The sequence below is a fragment of the Pantoea sp. Fr-CA_6 genome (genome assembly GCF_024520895.1).
Classification (GTDB): Bacteria; Pseudomonadota; Gammaproteobacteria; order Enterobacterales; family Enterobacteriaceae; genus Pantoea; species Pantoea agglomerans.
Map to the genome: position 1 here is coordinate 70,199 of NZ_JALNPO010000001.1, position 23,223 is coordinate 93,421.

Sequence of the window (23,223 nt, forward strand, 5' to 3'; positions counted from 1 at the left end):
TGTAACTAAAAAAAGCCCAGCCCTAATGGGCCGTACCTTTCTGCCGATATAGCGACTAATCCTCTTACTTTTCGGAACACCGCGATGTCGTTAAAAAAATCCTCCCTGATTATCTTCTCCTTCCTGCTGGCGCTGTTTCTCACCAGCGTGGCAATCAGCACCTGGTTGCTGATCCAGAGCAATCACTCGCTGAATGCGGTTAACAAAGAGATCCGTGTGGTGCTCTCGGTGATTGACCCCATTAACCACAGCCGCACGCTGCGTGTGCGTCTGATGGAGTACATGAAGGAGATTGAGGGCAGTGACGCAAATAATCCCGCCACGCTGGACAGCGTTCGGACCGTGGCCAGCAAAGCGGATGCTGCATTTCAGGCCTATATGAACGCGCCGCGTCTGCCGGGCGAAGAGGCGGAAGCCGACGCTTATAGCCAGGCTTATCAGGCCTATCGTCAGCAGGGTTTACAGCCGTTGATTGAGGCGGCAGAGGCGCACGATCAGGTGCGCTTTAAAAATCAGATCGCCACCGTGGTTCGCCTTGACCGTCAGTATGAAATCATTCTGGACCGGGTGCTGGCCCAGCATGAAACCTATGCCAAAAAGCTTAACAGCGATGCACAGAGTCACTTCACCTCCGGCATTACCCTGCTGGGGCTGTTTGGGGTGCTGTTTTTCGCCATCATCGTCGCCATTTACATCTTCATGAAGCGCTATGTGCTTTCGCCGATCAATGATGCGCAGGAACACTGCAAGCTGATTGCGGCGGGCGTCCTGGATACCACGGTGCCGGTCAAAGCCGGTTCGCGCAGTGAAATTCAGTTGCTGATGGGCTCGCTGGAGCAGATGCGCAGCGCGCTGACCGCCATTATTCTCCAGGTGCGCGATTCAACCCGCTCAGTCTCCACCGCCTCTCAGGAGATTGCGGCGGGCAACATCGATCTCGCCTCGCGAACAGAACAGCAGGCTGCCGCGCTGACGGAAACCGCTGCCAGCATGGAGCAGCTGGGCGCAACGGTGAAACAGAACACTGAAAACGTCTTTGAAGCCTGCCGCCTGACCAGTGAAGCGGTGAAAAACGCGGAAAGCGGCGAAAAGGTCTCGCAGGAAGTGGTGACATCGATGGCGCTGATTAATGCCAGCTCGAAGAAGATCGAGGAGATCACCACCGTGATCGACAGCATCGCCTTCCAGACCAATATTCTGGCGCTGAACGCGGCAGTGGAAGCCGCCAGGGCGGGTGAACAGGGTCGCGGTTTTGCGGTGGTGGCAGGGGAAGTCCGTAATCTGGCCCAGCGCAGCGCTACCGCAGCCAAAGAGATTGAGGGGCTGATTGCGGAATCTGTTTCGATCATCCACGCCGGTTCCGATCAGGTCAGCCGGACCGGTGAGGCGATGAGCGCCATTATCTCCTCTGTCAGCCGCGTGAATCTGCTGATGGAGCACATCTCAACCGCTTCTGATGAACAGAGTCGCGGTATCGGTCAGATTGAGCAGGCGGTTACCGAGATGGACAGCGTCACACAGCAGAACTCGGCGCTGGTGCAGGAGTCTGCCGCGGCATCTGCCTCGCTGGAAGAGCAGGTGCAGTATCTGACGCAGTCGGTCTCCACCTTCCGTCTGGCAAACCGTTAATCAGGGGGCTCCGCGCTGAGTTTATGCAGCGCGGAGTCCGGAGCCCCGATGCTGAGTAATGCCCGACAGAGAAGGGAGAGTTTGATGCAGTGCCTTGTGGCGCAGGGCTAATCGGCGGATTATAAGGCTTTCCAGTAAATATGGGGTGGTCATGCTAATCAGCACGGAAAGTGCCCGTAGCAACAGCGCGGATACCCGACTGGCCTGTACGCTTGCCGCTGCCGCAGGCGCACTGAATACCGCAGCCTTTGAGATCGTCGGTTTTTTTTCAGCCAACATGACCGGTAATGTCTCGCTGCTGTCCGATCATCTGGCAAAAGCGAATCTGGGGCCTGGCCTGTTTTTTTTGTCGATCGTTCTTCTGTTTATTGCGGGTTCCATGTGTTCAACGCTGATCATTAATGCCGGGCACCGCAGAAATATCCGCACCATCTATGCCTTTGTCATCCTGATTGAGGGCGGCGCGCTGATTGCACTGGGGGTGATTGAAAATCACTTTCCGCCGCAGTCGCCCGGTGTCGTGTTGATCATGAGCCTGAGCTTTTTAATGGGGCTGCAAAATGCGGTGGTGACGCGGATCTCCAATGCCCGCGTTCGCACTACCCATATCTCCGGCACGGCGACCGATATCGGTATTGAGCTGGCAATGCTGTTTGAGGTGCTGCGACGTAAAGCGTCACCGAAAGAGGCGCCGCTCTATCTGAGCCGGTTGCGACTGCACTGTCTGACCCTGCTTTCTTTCCTTGCAGGAGGGATAGCCGGAATCGGGCTTTACCGGCTGCTTAGCTACGATTTCCTGCTGCCAGTGGGGTTCGGGTTAATCTGTCTGGCGCTGAATGCCATATTCACTAAGCCAGCAAAACAACAGGGCGCGATAATTTAAGTGCGCTACCCTCACTGATGCGTAAACCAGTGCGGCGCGGAGTCCTGATTTCATCGATCCGCCTGTGCAAATGAACCGTGCGGTTAAAACATCCGAGCCTGCGCGGGGTAACATTCAGCCTTATACTCTGGTTGATCCTGCGAACGAGACAGTAATGCGAACAGCCTTCAACCTGCTGATGGATAATTAACATCGACATTAAACAACTCATTTACTTGTGTAACCTGGAGCGTGAACGCCATTTCGGGCGGGCCGCGGAAGCCAGTTTTGTTACACAGCCAACCCTCTCTATGCGCCTGAAAAATCTTGAGCGCGAGCTGGGCCTGCCGCTGATTAACCGCAGCAATAACTTTGCCGGATTTACCCCAGAGGGCGACCGTGTGCTGGCATGGGCGCGGGAAATCGTTTCGGTCTATCAGGGGCTGAAGCTTGAAGTGGAATCGCTGAAGCATGGGGTGAACGGTACGCTGCGGGTTGGCGTGGTGCCGCAGTGCAGCATGGCACTGCCGCTGCTGCTGAAAGCGGTCCAGGCGCGTTATCCTCAGCTCGACTATCGCATTGCGGTGCTGAGTGCTGACCAGTTGCTGGAAGCGCTCAACAGCCACACCGTGGATGTCGGGATCGGTTTTTTCGAGATGGCAACACTGCGTGAACTCCATTTTCAGACCGAGATGCTGGCAGACCGGGGCGTTGAAGCCATATTCCATCCCGACCATTTTCCTGAGCTGGTGGGGGAAACCGCGCTGACGCTTGATGAAGTGGCACAACAGCCGCTCTGCCTGGCGGAGCCGACGCGTTATTTCCGGCGTTATCTTGATATGGCTTTTCGCGAGGCGGCGCTGGTACCCCGGGTGATCGTGGAGAGCGCCTCTGTCATGCAGCTGATGCAGTGCGCGCAGGTCGGCCTGGGGCTGCTGGTGTCGCCGGTCGGTCATCTGCTGTCCGCTTCACTCCAGGGGCTGCAGCAGCGCGCCATCACGCTGCCGCCGATGGCGCGCCAGGCGGCGCTGGTCATCGCTGAGCCTGGCCGTGCTACACCGCTGGCACAGCACTTTTTCGACGAAGCGCGCGGTCTGCTGCCGGTTTAACGCGGTTACTGCGATTCGCCCAGGGCGTAAAACAGGCGGCTGTTCCAGTTGCCTATGGCGACACTTTGTATCAGCGCGAACAGCGCATCAGCCTCCCAGCCCGCCTCCATTAGCGGCTGCAGATGGGCCGCGCTGAAACGCTCTGGCGAACGGGTCAGCTGCGCCGCCAGCGCAATAATCTGCTGCTCCTGGTCTTTTGCTCCCGCGTCATCCACGCCCTCAATTAACATCTCATTTCCGGCCAGCAGCCGGAACGCCCAGCGACTGCCCAGAATACGGGCGGCCGTCGCTTCTGCCAGAGTATTGTCCTGAGTAAGATGCTGACGCAGTTGCGCCCAGCCATAGAGCACTGAGGGATCGTGTGCCAGCAGCCATACCGCGTCCTGCATTCCCGGCAGCGACTGACAGCGGGTAATGGCAGCGAGCTGCTCAGCACTGGCATACCGCAACTCCAGCGGTTTCAGCACCGGCTGCCAGCGGGCAGGCTGATCAAAACCTGCGGCCTCAGCATCCGGTGGTGCAGTGCTGCCGGGCAGCCAGCGTACCGGCTGGGCCTGCAGCGCCTGTAAACCGGCGACCACCCGCGCCTGATAACTGACAAAGCCGATCACCTGATTCAGCGTCACAATATCGGGCTCTGTCAGACCGACCGCATCCAGGGCAGTGATGGCGCTGGCGCTGATCAGCTCAGGCTGCATCGCCAGCTGGCGTGCATATTGCGTAATCTGGGTGAGGCGATTATTACTTTCACGTGAGGAGTCGGGCCCGGGCAACGGATTGAGGCGGGCAGAGTAGTGATTACACAGCCGCTGTACACCCGCCACCTGCGCCACCGTCAGCGCCGTGCTGAGGCGATCGTAAAGCGTTAAGGTATGCGTGAGCGTGGTGACGACGCGGTCGGGGAACAGCAGCTGTGCCAGATCGCGCGCCGCCAGCAGGGCGGGCTGATTGGTGCGCAGCAGTGACTGCACCACGTTGTCATCGGCGTAACATCCCAGCAAAAAACGGTCATCAATATGGGCGGCCTCGGGCACCAGCGGTGCGGCCTGTGAGGTACGTGGACTGGTCTGGCTCTCGTAAAACCAGTGGTTATGGCCCGTATAGCGGCGTTGTTCCATGATCAATCCTTTTGCAAATTCGGGTTCGGTATGCAGGCGGCAGAATCTGAAAATGTGCATAAACCGAAGGGCAGGCTTATCGTCGCTGATGGCTAGTCCGGGGCAAAAGATTGATCGGTGATAATTAATAGCGTTACGGTATAACGGCAGCGAAATCAGGCAGGAAGGGCGAGGCGGGAGCAAAGAGAAGGGCGAGCCAGGCTCGCCCTTGCAGAACTTATTTCAGTTCCAGTTCGTTCATTGCGGCGATGCTGAAGCCGCCATCAACGTGTACCACTTCACCGGTGATGCCGCCAGCCAGGTCAGAGCAGAGGAATGCTGCTGAGTTGCCGACATCTTCGATGGTAACGGTACGGCGAATCGGGGTGACCGCTTCGCAGTGTGCCAGCATCTTACGGAAATCTTTGATGCCTGATGCTGCCAGGGTGCGGATTGGACCGGCAGAAACGGCGTTAACACGCACGCCTTCCGGGCCCATGGCGTTTGCCATGTAGCGCACGTTGGCTTCCAGCGACGCTTTCGCCAGACCCATCACGTTGTAGTTCGGGATCGCGCGCTCAGCACCCAGGTAAGAGAGGGTCAGCAGCGCAGAGTGTGGATTCAGCATCTCGCGGCACTCTTTGGCCATCGCGACGAAGCTGTAAGCACTGATGTCATGCGCGATTTTAAAGCCTTCGCGGGTAACGGCGTTCACGTAGTCGCCAACCAGCTGCTCGCCAGGGGCGAAACCGATAGAGTGAACGAAACCGTCAAATTTCGGCCAGGTTTTTGCCAGTTCAGTGAACAGAGATTTGATGCTCTCATCTTCGGCTACGTCACATGGCAGCACGATGTCTGAACCCAAATCTTTGGCAAACTCTTCCACACGACCTTTTAATTTGTCGTTCTGGTAGGTGAAAGCCAGTTCTGCGCCCTGTTTGTGCATCGCCTGTGCAATACCGTAGGCGATGGAAAGTTTACTGGCAACGCCAGTAATCAGAATGCGCTTACCGGAAAGAAAACCCATAGCTGTAATCCTTATGGTCATTGTAGTTGGCGGCCGCATGGTTAAAAAGTAAGCGACCGACGTTAATCGACGTGCGGATTCTAGCACGTCTCTCATAAATCAGGTAAATCGGCCCGCAATTTCCGCGATATGCAGCAAAAATCAGCGCTCGCGCCGCCAGGCTTCAGCACTCAATGCTTCGCCAAAGTGGCTGCTGATCAATCGTCGGGTCAGATCGTGTAGCGGGGAGGCCAGTACATCAGCGGTGCCGCCGCGCTCGACCACTTCGCCCTGATGCATCACCAGCACCTTATCGCTGATGTGCTTCATCATCCCCAGATGCTGGGTAACATAAATGTATGCGATACCATGCTTCTCCTGCAGTTCCAGCATCAGATTCACCAGCTGGGAACGCATGGTCATATCCAGTGAGGCCAGCGCTTCATCGGCCACAATCACTTTGGGTTGCAAAATCAACGCGCGGGCCAGCCCCAGACGCTGCTTCTGACCGGGTGCCAGCATGTGCGGATAATAGCCGGCGTGATCGCGCAGTAATCCCACCTGACGCAGGGTGGCGATAATGCGTTTCTCTCGATCCTCCGCGCTGAGATCGGTATTAAGCCGCAGCGGGAACTCCAGAATCTGGCTGATACGCTGACGCGGATTCAGGGAGGTTGAGGGGTCCTGGAAAATCATGCGGATGCGCTGACTGCGATAGCCATAATCGCCGAATGTCAGCGGATGATCGTCTATCAGAATCTCACCTTCGGTAGGGGCGACCATGCCGCTGAGCATCTTCGCCAGCGTGGACTTGCCGGAGCCATTTTCGCCGATTATCGCCAGCGTCTGCCTCTCGCGTAGGGTAAAACTGACCGACTTCACCGCCTCAACGTGCTGACGGCGGAACAGGCCCGTGCGATAGCGAAAGGTTTTACTCAGGTTGCGCACTTCCAGCAGGGTCTCCATGCTACTGGCCCTCCATATTCAGCGGGAAATGACAGGCATAAAGATGCGTTTTGCTGCCGGTGAGCCGTGGCGTTTCAATACATTTGCGCTGCGCATAAGGGCAACGTGGCCCCAGACGACAGCCAATCGGCAGGCTCTCCAGCGACGGGATCGCCCCTGACAGGGTATTGAGACGGCTTTTGTGCGGCAGGGATCGTCCAAAATCGGGCATCGCCCGAATCAGCGCCTGAGTATAAGGATGGTGCGGCGTACTCATTAAATCTTCGCTCTGGGCGGTTTCTACCGTCTGACCACAGTACATCACGTTGATACGGTCCGCCCACTGGCTCATGGTGCGCAGGTCATGACTGATCAACAGAATGGTGGTGTTGTTATTCTGGTTCAGACGGCTCAGCAGGCGGAAAATCTGCGCCTGCGTAGTGGGTTCCATGGCATTCGTCGGCTCATCGGCAATCAGCAGACGCGGCTGATTAGCCAGCGCAATCGCGATCATGACTTTCTGGCATTCGCCTTCGGTCAGCTCATAGGGGAAGCTGCGCATTATATCTTTGTGATCTTTAATGCCGACGCGATGCAGCAGTTCGATGGCGCGGGTTTTGCGCCAGAACCAGAAGCGTTTCAGCCACGGACCTTTATACGTCCAGCGCGGGATCACCTGCATCAGCTGACGACCTATGCTTTCAGAGGGATCCAGACAGGATTGCGGCTCCTGAAAAATCATCGAGACGTTATGTCCGATAATGCGGCGGCGCTCGCGCGACGACAGGCGCAGCAGGTCGACATCATCAAATACCATGCGATCGGCGGTGACACGCCAGTTATCGTTAGTTACGCCGCAGATCGCCTTGGCAACCAGACTCTTACCGGAGCCGGACTCACCGACCAGGCCACGGATTTCACCTTCGCCCAGCGTCAGATTGACGCGATCGACCGCTTTGACCGGTCCGTCAGCGGTCATAAATTCAATGGTCAGATTACGGATATCGAGTAACGGCATTTATTCCACTCCCGCTTCGACGGCGCGACGGATGCCGTCACCGAGCAGGTTAACAATTAATACGCTGACCATCAGTGCCACACCCGGCAGCATAACGGTCCAGGGGGCGACGTAGATCAGCTCCAGCGAATCACCCAGCATCGCTCCCCATTCGGGCGAAGGCAGCTGCGCGCCCAGGTCGAGAAACCCGAGTGCGGCAATATCCAGAATCGCCATCGATAGCGCGCGGGTAATTTCGGTGATCAGCAACGGTAAAATGTTAGGCAAAATGGCGTAGCGCAGGATGTTGCGGCCTCTGGCACCGTCAAGACGTGCCGCCACCACATACTCTTTTTCCAGCTCATCATGCACGGCACTATAAATCTCGCGCACCAGACGTGGAATCAGCGCCAGCCAGACTGCCAGCAGTGCATGCTCGAGTCGCGGTCCGAGAAACGCCACCACGATAATCGCCAGTAACAGCGACGGAATAGAGAGCAGGGTGTCCAGCACGTGGTTCATCACCGCCGAGCGTATGCCATGCGTCATGCCCGCCAGTACGCCCAGCACCAGCGCGCCAAGCGTGGCGAACAGCGTCACCAGAATCGCCGAACCCACCGTCGGGCCCGCACCGCTCAGCAGGCGGCTCAGCACATCCCGACCCAGATCGTCAGTGCCGAGAAAGAAGGAGACATCGCCGTAGTGTGACCAGGATGGCGGCAGCAACTGATAACCCAGGAACTGCTGATCGATATCGTATGGCGCTATCAGCCCGCCAAACAGACAGAGCAGCAGCAGTGCGCCAAAGCCATACAGCCCGACCATCGAAATCGGGTTGCCATAGAAATGGTGCCAGCTCTGACGAAACGCGCTGGGCAGGCGTTTTTCGGCGTAGATATTATCGGAGGGCATACGCTTTCACTTTATTGTGCTTGAGTTCGGACAACGTTTCTTTATAAAAATCATTCATATCAGAGGGTTATCCTGAGGACATGCTTTATGTTTCTTTATCATGGCTGACTCTGAGTAGCGGTAATTTATGTGTTTTGTGTACACCTCTGCGTAGACGCAAAGAAGATGTACACATTGCAGACAGACACTAAGCTCAGGAAAGCGCTGGGTAAGCGCCGCGACAAAGCAGAGGTTATCTTCGACTCGTCCGGACTTAATGTCAGGCTCTCCATTTGAGGCAACGTGACATTTTTCTAACGTTATCGCTGGGAGGCTTAGCCCGTCAGCTGACTACAGGGGATTATCCGTCGATATCCCTGTTACAGGCAAGGAAACGGCGTCAGCAATTTCGGCTCTGGATTGCAAAGGGTTATGATCCGCGTCGGCATATCATCCTGAACAGCCTGAAAAAAGTCATATTCACCTCCGGATAACAGGCAATAAAAACCGCCCTGTTGGGCGGCGGAGTAGATCTTAGCGGAGGCTACGCTGGCCGGACCCTGGCCTTTGTCGGGTGTCCGTCAGGCCCATCGTCATGGGTGTGGTCAGGATCCGGCTCAATGATCACGATATAATCTTTACCTATCCCATCGCGCGTTAACGTCACTAAATCTCCGGCAACAGGTTTGGTGTCAAACTCATGTTCCTCTTCAACGCCGGTATCTTCAAAAATTACAGCGAATTTCATTTTTCGTCCTCTTTCTGATAAACCGCGTCGTTACCGCGAGGTTTGTTGCTGACGCCTACTTAAAGAATTTTAGACTATCCTGAAAATATCAGGCATCTCAGTGAATTACCTGATTCCGATATTATGCGCGATTACCGGCTGGCTTCAGGTGTCCCGGTGTTCAGACCGCTGTGGAAGCATGCCCGCCTGGCGGTTTCAGGTGCAGACGCGCTACGCGAATGGCTCACTACTGAAACCCTGCCGGAACCCGCACAGGAAATCGTTCATGATGCTGCATGAGTAATACACCGTAAATCATCTACAGAAGACGGATAATCCAACACCTAAGACGTTCGCCTCAACAGAGATCACTTTTTGTGCAACGTTGACAGATTCTTCATCATTTCCTGATTGTATATTGATGACTTTGAGGGATAGTCGGGTCCTGAGAGGGAACTCTTTACTAAAGGAGATAAATCAGTGGCGAGAATAGAGTAAAAAAATCTTAGAAAAGAAACGTGTAAACGATCAGTTTATAATTAAATTTAGTGCGGCAATGCGTTACCTTTAAAAGGTACTGCAAAAAACGCAAAAGGGGAATGGCATGACAGATAAAAACTTCTTTAATGCATTAATAAAATGGATTGATGATCATGCGGATGAAAAAATAAGCCTGGATAAAGTTGCTAAAAAAAGTGGATATTCAAAATGGCACCTTAACAGAATGTTCACAAAGCATTGCGGAGTCAGCCTCGGGAAATATATTAATAACACCAGAATACAGGCGGCCTCGCTGAGCTTAAGGTTTACTGAAGCCACTATTGCAGAGGTGGCTGATCAGTTCAACTACGACTCACAGCAAACGTTCACTCGCGCCTTCTCACGACATTTTGGTATGCCTCCTGGCATCTGGCGAATTACTGATGCTGCAAAAAAAATCAGATAAAAACTCTCTCTGTTTCCCCAGCGATGACGCCATTTGAGGCAGCGGTTGATAGCTTACATAATGCCGTAGGTTTACCTGATTGCATCCGCAGAAAATTATTATCTACAGGACGGCGGGGAAGGACCGCGATGCATAAAAAATTAAAATCGGCCCTGAGATTAAACGTTTTATCTTTAAACACCCTTCATGGGTGCCTGGCAATTCAGGAACGCGCGGTTTTGTGCTAATTTTTAGCCGCTTTGTTGCAGAAAATAAGCCAGCCTCTCCTGAAAGATTAAAAAATTGTTTTCCCCGTGGAGTGCGCATCCGCCCAGCGAAGCTTATACGTCCATTCTTTATCAAGTGAACCGATTGAAAGCCTCATCTCTTTGCCCGTCTGCTTACAGTAGTCCCGTGCCGCACCAATGTTTTTCCACATAAGTAAACTTCCCGGGCTAAGGTCCGAATATTTCATGTTAACGCCGCCGTTTGGCACATCAAAATAGATAATGTGTTCACTCTCAGCCATGAAGAGCAGATCCATCGCGCACGGCTCGTCCCCTACAAAAAGAATATAGCCGAAGAGCATCCTTTTCATGGCAATGATAAGCGTGATCAGGTTCTCCCTGGAATAACAGGTTATGCTGTCAGAAAAACGGGATTTAAAAAGGAAGATATAATAGTCTGCCAGCTCTTCAGGGCTGAATTGATTCATATCACAGCAGCGGCCACCCGCACGTATGAACCGGTTGTATTCGTTGCGGCGATTCTTTTCTGTTTTAACTGAATAGCTCTCTTTTACAAAGCACACTTTATTTTTTCGGGCAAAAGAAAAGTTAAAATTTATGAAATTGTGCTTGTTGAAATGTGACATTTTATTGGTTCTTTCAGGGAAAAGCATCGAGGCATTTTTAGCCGCCGGCACCATGATCTCATCATAAGATAGCGGGAATTTTTTCCATTGATCGACACCTATCCGTGAGTGATCCAGCAGGGCATATGCGGCAATATAGCCACCTTGCTTTACTTTATGAAAATACGTTGCCTCATGACCTGTGCGAGATGAGAAAAACCTGATCACGTCAGGATGCATATTAACACTCCCGCCAAAACGGTTAAAACAGTGCTCATAAATGCCAGCGTCGGATTTTTCCCAGCCGTAAAGCATTCTTTTGAAGTGGCTCATATAAAATGTTAAACCTGATAGTTGTTCTGATAAATCGAGTTAAAAAGATGGCTCCTGAATGTCAGCCACCCTATGCTATCTTTTCCTGTCACTAATTCCGGACAGATGGTCTCTGCTGTGACATTTTAATCAGGGCATTATGTATTTTTTTTATCAACGTAAAGGCAAGGAAATATCAAGAATCTATCAAGCGATGTCGTTTTATTGCTTTATATTTGTGAGGGCTGCCTGACATTTATATCAAGTTTATCTGAGTCACCCGCGTAATAGCCTGACCGGGTGACTTCATTCTCTTTCAAACAATCCGCTGGCTCTGCTCCCGGCGATGCTTATGATAATCCTCATCACACTCGCTTGAACAGAAAGCAGTTTCAGCCACTACGGGCTCATCTTTGCACCAGATGCATAAGCCGTTTGGGCTTTTAAGTTTGGCCTTACGAGCTGCCAGAGAGGCAGCGAGATGCGCTTCTTCACGCTCCTGTGCCAGATCAACTTCATCCATAAATGTTCATCTCCTCATTAATTATTACGCTTCGAACTTAAATCGGTTTCTGCAGGAACAATATTCGTGTACATCAATGCCTGCTTGCAGCACGACTTCTGAAAGACAAAAGTCATATGTTTATTCTATGTTTTGCCTTAGCGCCCTTAGCGCCCTGAGCGTTAGCGGAGGGCATACCATTCCTTATGTTTCAGCGGATTCATGGCCGCACCAATCACGTCAGAAATCACATTGACCAGAATCACCAGCCCGCCAATCACCATCACGCCAGCGGAGATCGCCGCGTAATCCTGCTGTCGAATCGCGTTTATCAACCAGCGGCCCAGACCCGGCCAGTTAAAGACCATCTCGGTGATCATCGCCAGCGTCAGCATGGTGGAAAATTGCAGACCCAGACGCGGGATCACCGGCGGCAGCGCATTATGCAGCACGTGGCGGCGGATCACGGTAAACGGCGAAAGACCCCGCGTGGCCGCCGCTTTGACATAATTTTTGTCCATCACGTCGCTGGTGCTGTTGCGCAGCAGGCGGATCACTTCCGTCGTCGGCGCCATCGCCAGCACCAGCACCGGTAAAATCAGGTGGTTCAGGACGCTGATTATCATCTCATGTCGCCAGGGCGAAGGACTCATCCAGGCATCAATCAGCGCAAAGCCCGTGACACTCTGCACCGGATAGAGCAGGTCGTGACGACCGGACACCGGCAGCCAGCCCAGCGTCAGCGAGAAGAACAGCGTCAGCAGTAGCGCCAGCCAGAAAATTGGCGCAGAGAAGCCAATCAGCGCCAGCGCACTGATGGTTTTGTCCTGCCATTTATTGCGCATCACGCCGGCACAGATCCCCAGCGGGATCCCGACCAGCAGCGCGAACAGAAACGCCAGGATGCACAACTCCATGGTGGCCGGGAAAACTTCACGCAATTGCAGGCCAATCTCCTGACCGTTGGTGCTGGAGACGCCGAAATCAAACTGCAGCATCCCTTTAAACCAGAACCACCAGGCGTCCGAGAGCGCCGCGCCTTCCAGCGGGGCGTCAGGTGTAAAGTAGCTCAGGCTGAAGCTCACCAGCGACAGCAGAAACAGGGTAATGATCAGTAGCAGCAGGCGCCGCAAAATATAGATAATCACTTACTTTTCCTTATCGCTTTCACGATAAACCCCGGCAAACGAGGCGTTGCCAAACGGACTCAGGACCAGCCCTTTAATATCATGACGAAACGCCTGCAGTCGCAGAGAGGATGCCAGCGGCAGCACCGGCAACTCCTGCGCCAGAATCTGCTGCGCTTTGTCATAACTGTCGATGCGGCCAGAGAGTTGTTGTGATAACAGCGCATTCTGCAGCGTTTCGTCAAAGGTCGGCGAGCACCAGTGCGCGTAATTGGTCTGCGAGCGAATCGCCGCACAACTGAGCAGCGGCCGGAAGAAACTGTCTGGATCGTTACTGTCGGTGGCCCAGCCTGACAGTGTCAGATCATGATTCATCGCCATCAGCTGCGCCTCCTGAAAACGCCCCTCTACCGGCACAATGGTCAGCCGGACGCCAACCTGCGCCAGATCCGCCTGCAACAGTTCGGCGGTTTTCAGCGGGCTGGGATTCCACGACTGCGACGCGGCAGGCACCACCAGCCGCAGATGCAGATCGCTGATGCCCAGAGCCGCCAGCGCGGCACGGGACTTCTCCGGATCATAGCTGGTGATGCGCGCATCATTATCATATGCCCATGAGGCGCGAGGTAATATCGAGGCGGCGGTTTCGGCGGTGCCGTAATAGATTGACTCCATCAACCGCTCATTGTTGATCGCCAGCGCCAGCGCGTGACGCACCTCAGGGCGGTCGAGCGGCGGCTTGCGGGTATTAAAGGCCAGATAGGCGATGTTCATGCCGGGACGCAGCGTCATCCGCAGGCGCGGGTCATCGCGCAGGATGGTGAGCTGGCTGGCCGCGGGATAGGCAAGCACGTCACATTCACCGGTAAGAAGCTTGGAAAGCCGCCCGGTGCCGCCCGAGCCGAGATCGATCACCGCCTGTTGCAGACGCGGCACCCCTTTCCAGTAGTGAGGATTGCGCGCCAGGCGGATGTACTGACCGGTACGGTATTCACTGAGCTGATAAGGACCGGTGCCAACCGGTTGTCTGTCCATCTCTTCCTGCCGGCCCTGCGCGGTAAGCTGGTCGGCATACTCTTTCGACAGCACTGGCGCATAGTGGGTCGCCATGTGCCACAGGAACGACGCATCCGGGCTGTTTAACCTGAACTCAACCGTCCTGTTATCGATTTTCTTCACGCTCTGCACGGAGTCGGAGAATTGCAGACTGTCAAAGTAGGGATAGTTGCCGCCGTTGACGTTGTGCCAGGGGTGATTGCGGTCAAACATCCGGGCGAAGCTGAACACGACATCGTCGGCGTTCAGCGCCCGGGTGGGGCGGAACTGATTCGTCTGCTGAAACTGCACGCCGCTGCGCAGATGAAAGCGATACGTTGCGCCGTTATCGCGCACTTCCCAGCTGGACGCCAGATCGGGCTTGAGACGATAGGTGTAAGGATCGACATCCAGCAGGCGGTCATAGAGTTGTGCCGCCAGCGTATCGACAGTCAGCCCGCTGCTGGCCATCTGCGGATTAAAGGTGTTCAGCGTGCCGCTGACGCAATAGACGAAGCCGGTCTGGCGGATATCACCCGCAGGCGCTGACCACGCAGGGGCACTCAACACGCTGAGGCTTAGCAACAGCGAACATAATAGTTTTGACATAGAACTCAACGATTTTGAGGCATTAAACAGAGTGTATCGCAAAGCGGGCATTGTCCCAAAACCTGCAACCGCTGGCAGACTGATTTTCATCATCGCGGCGGTAAAAAGAGCGCACAGAAGGTGTGGTAATGAGAAAAATTCTCAATAACTTGTTTACAGATGATAATAAGAATGATTATTATTCATCTGCGCTTCGACGGTGGCTCTGCCGTAGAAGAGCACGACATTGCTCACATTGCTTCCAGTATCGTTGCCCGCCTGTTGGCGGGCTTTTTTTTGGCTTTTGCAGAGTGGCATGTCTGCCTGGACGGGGAAGGGATTGCAAGCAAAGGGGATCAAAGTGGTGAAGCGGTGAGGAAGACCGGGACGGAATAGGGCTCCTCGTTGATGCGAATACCAGGCAAATTGTGGAAAGCGAAAATCTCGCCGTTTATCGTCAAATATACCGCCTTATCACGAACCCGAGGAAAGACGCCACCATCTGAGGTGATCAGGAAAGGCTTTAGGTCGTCGTTCAGACTTTCTTTAAAAGATTCATCGCTTCGGGATGCATCATAAAGATAAAAACGGTATGAGAAGGCAGTTGTGGCACCCGCACTGGCTTCGGTGATGTAAAGGTTAATCCGGCTGCTGACGTTAACTTTCCTGATGATCGACTGTTCAAGCGGTGATATCTGCGAAAGTCGCCAGCCTGCAAAGACAATAGTCATCAGCATCAGCATCAGAACCAGCGTGCGCTTTTTAAAAACCGGAACGTTTTGCATAATCTATCCCTGCTCTTATCCAGTATTGATCGTCAGGGTCATCTCCAAAAGGCGCTGCGCCATACCAGACATCAAATTCCTCTCTGCGGGTTCCGGCCCGGTTTTGCGCCCAACCGGCTGCGCGAAGAAGAACAGCGTCTTTTATTCCAGCGGCATGCCCCACAGCACCATAATGAAAATTACCAAAATGTTCATATTGGCTCCCATGTTGAAATTTATAATCCCATGGGCCATGTCCTTTAACCTGGTTATAAAACCAGACATATGTCAGGGCTGAGGGTCCCCTGTGAAAACGTGCAACCATCATATTGTTTATCAACGAAACTCCAGCTGGAGTAAATGATAGAATATCATAAGGAGGAGAGGGAGATGCCGCTAAGGCAGGATATCTCATGATTTATGCCTTTTCATTCCAGCTATCTGAAAAAATAATGTTACCATCACAATGCTTCCAGGTTATTTTCTCGTAAGCAAACTCAACGCATTCAAGATGATTATGTTTTTCTTTTTCAGGGTCTTTAGTGTCATGCATAATAGGCGAAATACCGACAATTCTGACATTTTCAAGTAGTATGTTGAAGTATTCTTCTTCCTGACCTGCGTAGTTGATATTGTACCATCTGAACTCGGCTGACCTTAATGTTTGTCCAGTTGCCACTGCTTTATAAAGGTAGGGCGAAGATGAATCGAATTCTTTTTGAACGATGATGGGTGCATGTTTTCTTGTCCCTGTGGGCTTGCCTGTCATAGAATCAGTCGGCAGTCTTAAGTTATGAGAAAAACCCGTAACTTCAATACTTCCCTCTCGGTCTTTAACATCTACTGAACCATTGATGCTCGCACCACCATCATCTTTCAGCCAAAGATATGCTGGAATAGCCATATTAAAAATCCTTTAATGGGTTAAGTTATATTCCTTTTGGAGGATAGTTAATGCTGGCTTCGCATAAACCTCAAGTGCATATTAAAAAAATCGAAGGCATAATGATAAAGATCAATATTTAATAATTTCATATGTAATGGCTGGGGTCTTTCCACACCATGGTTATGTAGTGCGAAATGGATTATTCAATTAATTTCTGTAAATCTGATTAAAAAGCCACTTCAACTATTAATGGGTATTGGTATCATTAATTTAGTTAAGATTCAAACTCAGAAGAGTAAATCATGTAATCCCTTGAATTATAGATTGTGTTTATATCCGCATGCATTCGATGTATCTGACGCTGGAAAGTGTAATATCGCGCTTAACTTTTACAAAAACGCAGGTACTATAAGCTCATCTTCTGGTCACCCACTTCCTGGCAATGAATAAATTCCAAAAAAACGTTCAGGCTTTTCAGCATACATCCTTTCGCTATCTCTTTTTTGGACGCCTGTTCACCGTGCTGGGCAATGGGATTGCACCCATTGCGCTAGCTTTTGCGGTACTGGATATTGGCGGGTCTGCTTCTGATTTAGGGATAGTGGTTGCGTCCCGTTCACTGTGTAACGTGCTTTTCCTGCTGGTGGGCGGTGTTGTCGCCGATCGCTACTCACGCAGTCGGGTATTAGTTTCATCGGCAGTAGTTGCCGCTGTTTCTCAGGCTATCGTCGCCTGGTCTGTGCTTGATGGCTCAGCCACTGTCATTAGCCTGACTTTGCTGGGTGCCCTGAATGGTGCGGCGGCAGGCATCGCACTGCCTGCATCGTCTGCGCTGGTTCCGCAGGTAGTTCCTGCAACGGATTTGCGTCAGGCTAACGCGTTAATTCAGCTGGGTATTTATGGCGGTACGGTAATGGGGGCATCGATGGGGGGAATTATCACCAGCGCTGTCGGGCCGGGCTGGGGGCTGGCAATTGATGCGCTGGGTTTTGCCGTTTCCGCGCCGCTCTATTTCCTGATCCGCGTGAAATCGAGTAAAGCCGCGGCATCGCAAGGCAATATCCTGCGCGATATCAAAGAGGGATGGGCAGAGTTCGCCGGACGAAGCTGGATTTGGTCGATAGTCCTTCAGTTCGCCATTATCAACGTCGCGTTCAATGGCATTGTGGTGGTACTTGGCCCGATGATTGCCGACGCCTCTTTCGGACGGGCGCGATGGGGAATTATTGTGGCTGCCCATAGCGCGGGTTTAATTGCAGGTTCATTTCTGGCCATGAAATGGCATCCACGTCGTGACCTTCTGATTGGCGCGATGCTGGCAGGTCTTTACGCACTCCCAATATTTATGCTGAGCCAGAATGCGTCAGCAGCACTGCTGATAGTAGGGTTCTTCATTGCTGGCATGTCATTGGGCCTGTTCGGCGTAACCTGGGCGCAATCATTACAGACTCATATCCCACCGGATAAGCTGGCTCGCGTGTACGCTTATGATGCGATGGGTTCCTTTATCGCCATTCCCTTTGGACAACTGGTCGCGGGTCCGCTGGCAACACACTTTGGTATGAGTGCTGTATTGCTGATGTCAGCACTGGCCGTGGTGATGGCTACCGCTGGCGTCGGTCTGGTTCCTGCCATCAGGCAACCTGAAAAAATGGGGACTAAGTCGCACAACACATAATGGATAGGTGGCTCAACGTGAAACAGCCCGGTTTATACCGGGTTGTTAATTCACAAAGCAGAGAAAAATCATAGGTTGGGGCGGCGTTAATTAACTCTCTGCTTTTATATCGTGCTTCTTCATCATTGCGCGCAACTGATGATAGGTGACGCCTAATAAGCCAGCCGCACGGCGTTGGTTATAACGTGCCTGTTGCAGGCTGGCTTCCACCAGATCCCGCTCCTGCTGATTCTGCCATTGACGCAGATCCAGCGGCAGGGCAGGCAGCGCGCTGCTATCCGCCTCCTGACTGGTCCGGATGACAGCAATTGGTTCAGGGCGTGAAGCAAACGGGTTGATAATCACATTATCCAGCGGCTGCTCGCTGCTGTTATGACGATAGACCGAGCGCTCCACCACATTTTTAAGTTCGCGAACGTTGCCGGGCCAGTGGTAATCAAGCAGAGCCTGCTGTGCCCGTGGGGTAAAGCCGGGAAAAAGTAACAGGCCGAGCTCGCGACACATCTGGATAGCGAAATGATCGGCCATCACCAGTATATCGCTGCGTCGTTCGCGCAGTGGCGGTAACTGCACCACATCAAAGGCCAGACGATCCAGCAAATCGGCGCGGAATTTTCCCGCCGCCGCCAGCGCGGGCAGGTCTTCGTTGGTCGCACAGACCAGTCGCACATTTACCTGCAGGGAGTGATTGCCGCCGACCCGCTCCAGCTGTCCATATTCAATTACCCTGAGCAGCTTTTCCTGAACCAGCATCGGTGCCGTTGCCAGCTCATCCAGGAACAGCGTGCCGCCGTCAGCACGTTCAAAACGGCCAAGATGGCGCTTCTGCGCGCCGGTAAAGGCGCCAGCCTCATGACCAAACAGTTCAGAATCGAGCAGATTTTCATTCAGCGCGGCACAGTTCAGCGAGATAAACGGCCCCTGCCAGCGGTCAGAGAGATAGTGCAGTCGGCTGGCGATCAGCTCTTTGCCCGTTCCACGCTCGCCAATCACCAGTACCGGTTTCTCAAGGGGAGCCAGTTTGGAAACCTGCTCCAGCACCTCAAGAAAATTGTTCGACTCCCCCAGGAGATTATCGCTAGTGCCTGTCATGATGAATTTCGCCACCCCTTAATCATTTTGACTATCTTAAAACAAGCGGGAAGGGCTGTAAAATTTAAAATATGATAAAAATCAATAAATTATAAAATTGGCACGCATTTTGTATAAACTCAGCAGGGCTTCACGTTTTAAAACATTAAAAGAGGAACATCATTATGGGTATTTTTTCTCGTTTCGCCGACATCGTTAATGCCAACATTAATTCCCTGCTGGAGCGTGCGGAAGATCCGCAGAAACTGGTCCGGCTGATGATTCAGGAAATGGAAGACACCTTAGTTGAAGTACGCTCCACCTCTGCACGAGCACTGGCTGAAAAGAAACAGTTGTCACGCCGTATTGAGCAGGCGGAGATTCAGCAGGCTGAGTGGCAGGAAAAAGCGGAGCTTGCGCTGCGCAAAGATAAAGATGATCTGGCCCGTTCGGCGCTGATTGAAAAACAGAAACTGACCGATCTTATCGCCTCCCTGAAACAGGAAGTGGGTCATGTTGAAGAGACGCTGGAGCGCATGAAAGGCGAAATCAGCGAGCTGGAGAAAAAACTGAGTGAGACACGTGCCCGCCAGCAGGCGTTGACGCTGCGTCATCAGGCGGCCTCTTCATCACGCGATGTTCGTCGTCAGCTGGACAGCGGTAAGATCGATGAAGCAATGGCCCGGTTTGAATCTTTTGAACGTCGCATCGACCATATGGAAGCGGAAGCAGAAAGCCACGGTTTTGGTAAACCAAAGACGCTGAACCAGGAGTTTACTGACCTGAAAGCGGACGATGAAATCAGCGAGCAGCTTAATGCGCTGAAAGCCAAAATGAACCGCAGTGAGTAATCATCGACGTTGCGATAAGTGATTAAGGAGAGTCAATGAGCGCACTTTTTTTCGCCATACCGTTAACGATCTTCGTGTTGTTTGTCGCACCGATCTGGTTATGGCTGCATTACAACAACAAACGCAACGGCGGTTCGGAACTGTCGCAAAGCGAAATCCAGCGCCTGCAGCGCGTGACCCAGGACGCGCAGCGGATGCGCGAACGTATTGACGCGCTGGAAGCGATTCTGGACGCAGAACATCCAAACTGGAGGCAGCCATGATTAAAGGACGCAAGTTGTGGCGCAAGCCAGATGAAGGGAAATTTATGGGTGTCTGCGCAGGCCTGGCAGAGTATCTCGATATCCCGGTTCGTCTGCTGCGTGTCATCGTGGTGTTATCACTGTTCTTTGGCCTGTTTCTCTTTACGGTGATCGCCTACTTTGTGCTGGGTTTTGTACTGGATGTGAAACCCGCCTCTGCCTCCCAGACTGAGCGCCAGCCCAGCGCCAGTGAACTGCTGGATCAGCTGGAGAGCACCCTGCAACGGGATGAGCGCAGCGTGCGCGACCTGGAACGCTATGTGACGTCTGAAACCTTCAGCGTGCGCAGCCGCTTCCGCCAGATTTGATTCTGCTACTGTTATTGCCGGGCCTGTCTCAGGCCCGTTCGCTTACTCAATGGAGGTGTTGATGTCTTTTTCGCGATCCACTGCTTTTCGTCACCGCGCGGCACCTGCATTGAAGTCGGCCGCTAAATTCATCATTATTAATGCTGTTACCTACGGTCCCGCCGGTGTCACTGGCTGGGCAGTGAAATCGGTAGCGCGACGCCCGTTACGTCTGCTGCTGGCTGTGGCGCTTGAGCCATTGCTGAAACGCGTGATGAACCGGGTGGCATCGCGCTTCATCAGGGAGAAAGATGAAAAGACTGCAAACTGAATTGATGGCGTTGATGAACCGTGGCGTTGATCGCCACCTGCGGCTGGCGGTAACCGGATTAAGCCGCAGCGGTAAAACCGCCTTCATCACCTCACTGGTTAATCAGCTTTTAACCGTTCACAGCGGCGCGCGTTTGCCGCTGTTTTCCGTGGTGCGGGATGAGCGCCTGCTAGGCGTAAAGCGGGTACCCCAGCGTGACATGGGCACGGCCCGTTTCACCTATGACGAAGGGCTGGCACAGCTCTACAGCACGCCGCCTGCCTGGCCCACACCCACACGCGGCGTCAGCGAAATGCGCCTGGCGCTGCGTTATCGTCCCAATGATTCGCTGCTGCGTCACCTGAAAGAGACCGCGACACTCTATCTGGAGATTGTCGACTATCCCGGCGAATGGCTGCTGGATCTGCCGATGCTGGCGCAGGATTATCTCGCCTGGTCCCGGCAGATGAACGGTCTGCTGCAGGGCGATCGTGCTGAGTGGGCAAAGCCATGGCGAACCCTCTGCGAAAAACTCGACCCGCTTGCACCCGCCGATGAAACTCAGCTGGCAGAGATTGCCGCTGCCTGGACCGACTATCTGCATCGCTGCAAATCTGAAGGCTTACACTTTATTCAGCCCGGTCGCTTCGTGCTGCCTGGCGATATGGCAGGCGCCCCCGCGCTGCAGTTCTTCCCCTGGCCGACGGCTGATGAAGCGCAACTCACTAAGCTGGCACAGGCGGACAAGGGCAGTAACTTCAGCATGCTGCAGCAGCGGTTTAACTACTACTGTCAGCATGTGGTGAAAGGTTTCTATAAAAATCATTTCCTGCGTTTTGACCGCCAGATTGTGCTGGTTGACTGCCTGCAACCACTTAACAGCGGACCCCAGGCGTTTAACGATATGCGGCTGGCACTGACGCAGCTGATGCAGAGTTTTCATTACGGTCAGCGAACCCTGTTTCGTCGGCTCTTTTCACCGGTAATCGACAAATTGCTGTTTGCCGCCACCAAGGCCGATCACATCACCAGCGATCAGCACGGCAATATGGTGTCACTGTTGCAGCAGCTGGTGCAGGATGCCTGGCAGAACGCGGCGTTTGAGGGGATTAGCATGGATTGCATCGGGCTGGCGTCGGTGCAGGCGACGCAGAGCGGGCTGGTCGATCACCGGGGCGAGAAGATCCCGGCCCTGCGCGGAAACCGGCTGGATGATGGTGAGCCGCTCACCGTCTATCCGGGTGAAGTCCCGCCGCGTCTGCCTGGTAATGCCTTCTGGCAGCAGCAGGGTTTTCAGTTTGAACAGTTCCGGCCGCAGCAGCTTGACGTCGATCGCCCGCTGCCACATATCCGCATGGATGCCGCGCTGGAATTTTTATTGGGAGATAAATTGCGATGAGTGATCCGCTGAAGCCGCGTATCGATTTTGCCCGTCCGCTGGATCAGAGCAGCACCACGCCGCTGCGCCCGGCGCAGACTTTTGAAGCGGAAGCGCAGGCGGCGTTTCTGGCGGTGCAGGATGAAGAAGTCGCTGTCGAAGAGGAGGGCGCAGGTGAACGGGCGGTGGAAGCTGCGCTGAAACCTAAGCGCAGCCTGTGGCGCAAACTGGTGACCGCTGGCGTGCTGCTGTTTGGCGTCAGCGTGATTGCGCAGGGTGTCCAGTGGACACATGACGCCTGGCTGGCCCGCGACTGGTTTTCACTGGGCAGCGGCGTGGCGGGTGGTCTGATCGTCCTGGCGGGTGTGGGCGCGCTGACCACCGAGTGGCGTCGTCTCTATCAGCTGCGTCAGCGCGCCGAGGAGCGGGATGTGGGCCGTGAGTTGCTGCACAGTCATGGCATCGGCAAAGGTCGGGCATTCTGCGAAAAACTGGCGCAGCAGGCAGAGCTGGATCAGGCGCATCCGGCCCTGCAGCGCTGGCATGCCTCGCTGCACGAAACCCACAATGACAGTGAAATTGTCCGCTTATATGCGCAACTGGTGCAGCCGGTGCTGGATCGGCAGGCGCGGCGCGAAATCAGCCGTCATGCTGCTGAAGCCACGCTGATGATTGCGGTCAGCCCGCTGGCGCTCGTGGATATGGCGTTTATCGCCTGGCGTAATCTGCGGCTGGTCAATCGCATTGCGGCTATTTACGGCATTGAGCTGGGCTACTTCAGCCGCATCCGGCTGTTCCGTCTGGTGCTGCTCAACATGGCCTTTGCCGGGGCTTCCGAACTGGTGCGGGAAGTGGGAATGGACTGGATGTCGCAGGATATCGCCGCCCGGCTTTCCACGCGCGCCGCGCAGGGTATTGGCGCGGGTTTGCTGACTGCAAGGCTGGGCATCAAAGCGATGGAGCTGTGCCGTCCACTGCCGTGGCTGGAGCAGGATAAACCACGGCTCGGCGATTTCCGTCGTGAGCTGCTGGGCCAGTTGAAAGAGGCGTTGCAGAAGGGCGGCAATAAGTCAGCCTGACGCTCTCGTGAC

Annotated in this window: 27 protein-coding genes and 1 pseudogene; 14 read left to right on the forward strand and 14 right to left on the reverse strand. The window is 53.8% G+C overall.

The genetic code is table 11. The annotated features are described in order from the left end of the window. The first annotated feature begins 84 nt into the window (after positions 1 to 84). The 3 genes from NR201_RS00325 to NR201_RS00335 all read left to right on the forward strand — a co-directional run bounded on the left by NR201_RS00325 (position 85) and on the right by NR201_RS00335 (position 3,600). Positions 85 to 1,629, forward strand: a complete 1,545-nt coding sequence (locus NR201_RS00325) for a methyl-accepting chemotaxis protein (RefSeq protein WP_010670240.1) — start codon at positions 85 to 87, stop codon at positions 1,627 to 1,629. A gap of 151 nt (positions 1,630 to 1,780) precedes the next feature. Further along, positions 1,781 to 2,512: a YoaK family protein gene (locus NR201_RS00330; RefSeq protein WP_256849232.1), complete on the forward strand. Its 732-nt coding sequence runs from the start codon at positions 1,781 to 1,783 to the stop codon at positions 2,510 to 2,512. Positions 2,513 to 2,703: 191 nt separating this feature from the next. Beyond that, positions 2,704 to 3,600, forward strand: a complete 897-nt coding sequence (locus NR201_RS00335) for a LysR family transcriptional regulator (protein WP_029519092.1) — start codon at positions 2,704 to 2,706, stop codon at positions 3,598 to 3,600. A 5-nt stretch (positions 3,601 to 3,605) separates the two neighbouring features. Here the strand turns inward: NR201_RS00335 and NR201_RS00340 are convergent, their stop codons facing one another. From NR201_RS00340 to sapC, 5 genes are all read right to left on the reverse strand, one after another. Next, positions 3,606 to 4,718: an oxidoreductase gene (locus NR201_RS00340; protein WP_256849233.1), complete on the reverse strand. Its 1,113-nt coding sequence runs from the start codon at positions 4,716 to 4,718 to the stop codon at positions 3,606 to 3,608. A gap of 217 nt (positions 4,719 to 4,935) precedes the next feature. Further along, positions 4,936 to 5,724, reverse strand: a complete 789-nt coding sequence (gene fabI / locus NR201_RS00345) for an enoyl-ACP reductase FabI (protein WP_010244547.1) — start codon at positions 5,722 to 5,724, stop codon at positions 4,936 to 4,938. A 141-nt stretch (positions 5,725 to 5,865) separates the two neighbouring features. Next, the gene (gene sapF / locus NR201_RS00350; protein WP_010244550.1) at positions 5,866 to 6,669 is read right to left on the reverse strand and encodes a putrescine export ABC transporter ATP-binding protein SapF; all 804 of its coding nucleotides are present in this window, start codon (positions 6,667 to 6,669) and stop codon (positions 5,866 to 5,868) included. Position 6,670: 1 nt separating this feature from the next. Next, positions 6,671 to 7,666: a putrescine export ABC transporter ATP-binding protein SapD gene (sapD, locus tag NR201_RS00355; protein ID WP_010244553.1), complete on the reverse strand. Its 996-nt coding sequence runs from the start codon at positions 7,664 to 7,666 to the stop codon at positions 6,671 to 6,673. Continuing rightward, positions 7,667 to 8,557 (reverse strand): putrescine export ABC transporter permease SapC, encoded by an 891-nt coding sequence (gene sapC, locus NR201_RS00360; RefSeq protein ID WP_010670235.1) that lies wholly within the window; start codon positions 8,555 to 8,557, stop codon positions 7,667 to 7,669. It lies immediately after the preceding gene. Between the two features lie 174 nt (positions 8,558 to 8,731). Here sapC and NR201_RS00365 point away from each other — a divergent pair. Beyond that, positions 8,732 to 9,012 (forward strand): annotated as a pseudogene (locus NR201_RS00365) (Arm DNA-binding domain-containing protein); the annotation flags it as partial. 68 nt (positions 9,013 to 9,080) lie between these two features. On the opposite strand, the gene NR201_RS00370 reads toward NR201_RS00365, so the two are convergent. Then, the gene (locus tag NR201_RS00370; protein ID WP_010244562.1) at positions 9,081 to 9,284 is read right to left on the reverse strand and encodes a hypothetical protein; all 204 of its coding nucleotides are present in this window, start codon (positions 9,282 to 9,284) and stop codon (positions 9,081 to 9,083) included. Between the two features lie 156 nt (positions 9,285 to 9,440). Between NR201_RS00370 and NR201_RS00375 the strand changes: the two genes are divergently transcribed. Next, positions 9,441 to 9,563, forward strand: a complete 123-nt coding sequence (locus NR201_RS00375) for a hypothetical protein (RefSeq protein WP_255265339.1) — start codon at positions 9,441 to 9,443, stop codon at positions 9,561 to 9,563. 304 nt (positions 9,564 to 9,867) lie between these two features. Then, the gene (locus NR201_RS00380; RefSeq protein ID WP_256849234.1) at positions 9,868 to 10,209 is read left to right on the forward strand and encodes a helix-turn-helix domain-containing protein; all 342 of its coding nucleotides are present in this window, start codon (positions 9,868 to 9,870) and stop codon (positions 10,207 to 10,209) included. Positions 10,210 to 10,483: 274 nt separating this feature from the next. Here NR201_RS00380 and NR201_RS00385 read toward each other — a convergent pair whose 3' ends face one another. The 4 genes from NR201_RS00385 to sapA form a co-directional block, all read right to left on the reverse strand. Continuing rightward, on the reverse strand, positions 10,484 to 11,374 hold the full coding sequence (locus NR201_RS00385) for a GNAT family N-acetyltransferase (protein WP_010244568.1): 891 nt from the start codon (positions 11,372 to 11,374) through the stop codon (positions 10,484 to 10,486). Positions 11,375 to 11,669: 295 nt separating this feature from the next. After that, positions 11,670 to 11,876 (reverse strand): hypothetical protein, encoded by a 207-nt coding sequence (locus tag NR201_RS00390; protein ID WP_010244571.1) that lies wholly within the window; start codon positions 11,874 to 11,876, stop codon positions 11,670 to 11,672. Positions 11,877 to 12,037: 161 nt separating this feature from the next. Continuing rightward, on the reverse strand, positions 12,038 to 13,003 hold the full coding sequence (gene sapB, locus NR201_RS00395) for a putrescine export ABC transporter permease SapB (RefSeq protein ID WP_010244573.1): 966 nt from the start codon (positions 13,001 to 13,003) through the stop codon (positions 12,038 to 12,040). Further along, on the reverse strand, positions 13,004 to 14,626 hold the full coding sequence (sapA, locus tag NR201_RS00400; RefSeq protein ID WP_256849235.1) for an ABC transporter substrate-binding protein SapA: 1,623 nt from the start codon (positions 14,624 to 14,626) through the stop codon (positions 13,004 to 13,006). A 171-nt stretch (positions 14,627 to 14,797) separates the two neighbouring features. Here sapA and NR201_RS00405 point away from each other — a divergent pair, with 171 nt between their 5' ends. Further along, positions 14,798 to 15,001, forward strand: a complete 204-nt coding sequence (locus tag NR201_RS00405; protein WP_089414286.1) for a hypothetical protein — start codon at positions 14,798 to 14,800, stop codon at positions 14,999 to 15,001. On the opposite strand, the gene NR201_RS00410 is transcribed toward NR201_RS00405, so the two are convergent. The 3 genes from NR201_RS00410 to NR201_RS00420 are packed head-to-tail and all read right to left on the reverse strand — an operon-like array spanning position 14,962 to position 16,273. Continuing rightward, on the reverse strand, positions 14,962 to 15,390 hold the full coding sequence (locus NR201_RS00410) for a hypothetical protein (RefSeq protein WP_256849236.1): 429 nt from the start codon (positions 15,388 to 15,390) through the stop codon (positions 14,962 to 14,964). The genes NR201_RS00405 and NR201_RS00410 overlap by 40 nt on opposite strands. Beyond that, positions 15,368 to 15,784 carry a polymorphic toxin type 44 domain-containing protein gene (locus NR201_RS00415; RefSeq protein WP_072101287.1) on the reverse strand — a complete coding sequence of 139 codons (417 nt, stop codon included), beginning with the start codon at positions 15,782 to 15,784 and terminating at the stop codon, positions 15,368 to 15,370. Before NR201_RS00415 ends, NR201_RS00410 begins: the two co-directional genes overlap by 23 nt. 3 nt (positions 15,785 to 15,787) lie before the next feature. Beyond that, the gene (locus NR201_RS00420) at positions 15,788 to 16,273 is read right to left on the reverse strand and encodes an Hcp family type VI secretion system effector (RefSeq protein ID WP_033757795.1); all 486 of its coding nucleotides are present in this window, start codon (positions 16,271 to 16,273) and stop codon (positions 15,788 to 15,790) included. A 424-nt stretch (positions 16,274 to 16,697) separates the two neighbouring features. Here NR201_RS00420 and NR201_RS00425 point away from each other — a divergent pair, with 424 nt between their 5' ends. Then, positions 16,698 to 17,933: an MFS transporter gene (locus NR201_RS00425; protein WP_256849237.1), complete on the forward strand. Its 1,236-nt coding sequence runs from the start codon at positions 16,698 to 16,700 to the stop codon at positions 17,931 to 17,933. Between the two features lie 90 nt (positions 17,934 to 18,023). Here the strand turns inward: NR201_RS00425 and pspF are convergent, their stop codons facing one another. Continuing rightward, positions 18,024 to 19,025, reverse strand: a complete 1,002-nt coding sequence (gene pspF, locus NR201_RS00430; RefSeq protein WP_010670227.1) for a phage shock protein operon transcriptional activator — start codon at positions 19,023 to 19,025, stop codon at positions 18,024 to 18,026. A gap of 164 nt (positions 19,026 to 19,189) precedes the next feature. Between pspF and pspA the strand changes: the two genes are divergently transcribed. The 6 genes from pspA (at position 19,190) to NR201_RS00460 (ending at position 23,211) form a co-directional block, all read left to right on the forward strand. Then, on the forward strand, positions 19,190 to 19,855 hold the full coding sequence (pspA, locus tag NR201_RS00435; RefSeq protein WP_052271819.1) for a phage shock protein PspA: 666 nt from the start codon (positions 19,190 to 19,192) through the stop codon (positions 19,853 to 19,855). A 35-nt stretch (positions 19,856 to 19,890) separates the two neighbouring features. Continuing rightward, positions 19,891 to 20,118 carry an envelope stress response membrane protein PspB gene (gene pspB, locus NR201_RS00440; RefSeq protein ID WP_010244592.1) on the forward strand — a complete coding sequence of 76 codons (228 nt, stop codon included), beginning with the start codon at positions 19,891 to 19,893 and terminating at the stop codon, positions 20,116 to 20,118. Continuing rightward, positions 20,115 to 20,465, forward strand: coding sequence for an envelope stress response membrane protein PspC (gene pspC / locus NR201_RS00445; protein WP_010244595.1), 351 nt, complete (start codon positions 20,115 to 20,117; stop codon positions 20,463 to 20,465). Before pspB ends, pspC begins: the two co-directional genes overlap by 4 nt. A 61-nt stretch (positions 20,466 to 20,526) precedes the next feature. Continuing rightward, a complete protein-coding gene (gene pspD, locus NR201_RS00450; protein WP_010670225.1) occupies positions 20,527 to 20,775 on the forward strand; it encodes a phage shock protein PspD in 249 nt (82 codons plus the stop codon). Then, positions 20,756 to 22,153 carry a YcjX family protein gene (locus NR201_RS00455; RefSeq protein ID WP_010244602.1) on the forward strand — a complete coding sequence of 466 codons (1,398 nt, stop codon included), beginning with the start codon at positions 20,756 to 20,758 and terminating at the stop codon, positions 22,151 to 22,153. The genes pspD and NR201_RS00455 overlap by 20 nt, the downstream gene beginning before the upstream one ends. Next, complete coding sequence (locus NR201_RS00460; RefSeq protein WP_256849238.1) at positions 22,150 to 23,211, forward strand: YcjF family protein; 1,062 nt, start codon at positions 22,150 to 22,152, stop codon at positions 23,209 to 23,211. The genes NR201_RS00455 and NR201_RS00460 overlap by 4 nt, the downstream gene beginning before the upstream one ends. Positions 23,212 to 23,223 lie beyond the last annotated feature (12 nt).